This is a genomic window from Catenovulum agarivorans DS-2, from assembly GCF_000568405.1.
In the GTDB taxonomy this organism is placed as follows: domain Bacteria; phylum Pseudomonadota; class Gammaproteobacteria; order Enterobacterales; family Alteromonadaceae; genus Catenovulum; species Catenovulum agarivorans_A.
On sequence record NZ_ARZY01000090.1, the window covers coordinates 1 to 1,377 of the forward strand.

A 1,377-nucleotide genomic window follows, 5' to 3' on the forward strand; every position below is an offset into this window, starting at 1 on the left:
ACAACACATCGCCAAAAACATTTACCGCTATGTCGGTATTCACGTCCTCTGGTGCACGTATATTCACAGCTGCTGCATAAGAAGGTCGACCATATGCCTGATACTGAACTATTGTCTGATTATTTTTGGCATCGGTAGTTTTCTTACGGTTGTTGTTAAGATATTCAATTGTAACGGCCTCAAGCCCAGCTTTACGATTTTCTGAAATGCTTTTTACTCGGCTGAGCTCATCGTAATCTAAATGCAAACCATTTTGCTCAAATTCATTAAATGATGGGTAAGACTCAAAGGTTATTCGTCCGAATTTGTCGTAATCATAAACAGTATATATTGGGTCTAACAACCCCGTTTCATCTGTCAATTGGTTTAACAATGTATTACCTAAGGTATCTTGGGTTGTTTCAATTGTTAGTTTGGGGGACGTAGCACAATAAGTTTTATCTGATGATAATTTACATTTTTGCTGCGTGATAGTCGTTCCATTGCTGGAATCAATGTACGAAGTTAAAGTGTCTTCCCAAAAACTATCAAGGTAATCAACATAAAGCTGTCTTCCCGCATTATCATAGCCATAGTTAACTCTATTGCCATTGAAGTCTGTAATTTGTTTAATTTGACCAAACGCATCAACTACTTTGCTGGCGCCTATGATATTTGTTGAATTTACATCATATTTCGAAATTGATTGAGCTGTGCCCAATTTATAATTTTCATATTTTTCAAACAAATAACTAGAGCCATCGGAAGCAAGCTTGTTAAATAAAACTTTTTTTAACCTTCCGTCGGAATGATATTCGGTATTTCGACTCTGCCAAACACCAAATTTTTTCTGCTCGTAAACTAAACCTTTTAAATCGTAAGCTGGGTTTCCGTCAATATCGCTATGGTATACAGTTGAACTGATAGCCTCTAAAGGTTTAGATAAATCATCTCGGATTAAAGTTCGGCTCGGCAAACTGACTAGCCACAGATATGGACCACTTATATATTCATAATTTTTAATTGTTTGCTTGATCATGCCTGTCGCATCATTTGACTCTAATGTTTCCATGGGATTACCCAACAGATCAGTTTCAGCGACAGAGCTATAAAATTTATTTTTTAATCCAGCATTGCCATACTCATCTTGCTGATTAGTCGTGATTGTTGTTTCTGTGCGAATAACTCGACTCGCGGCAGTTTGTAAGAATGGATACCATGTAACATTGAAGCCATCGTATTTGAACATAGTTCTTGGCTCTGTAATTGAGCTTAGGTAACTAACATCATCCCAAACCAATGTGTAGTCGTATTCTTCATGATGCAACGGTTCACCACCAGCCCAAAAATCAGCTCTCTCATAAACGCTAGTGCTCATTAACTGGCCATTTAAGTCAA

At 37.3% G+C, this 1,377-nt stretch carries 1 protein-coding gene; it reads right to left on the bottom strand.

All coding sequences use genetic code 11. From position 1 onward, the window contains the following. Nucleotides 1-1,357 (bottom strand): hypothetical protein (locus DS2_RS19305; protein WP_152537654.1); only part of this gene is annotated, 1,357 nt, incomplete at its 3' end. Between the last annotated feature and the right edge of the window lie 20 nt (nucleotides 1,358-1,377).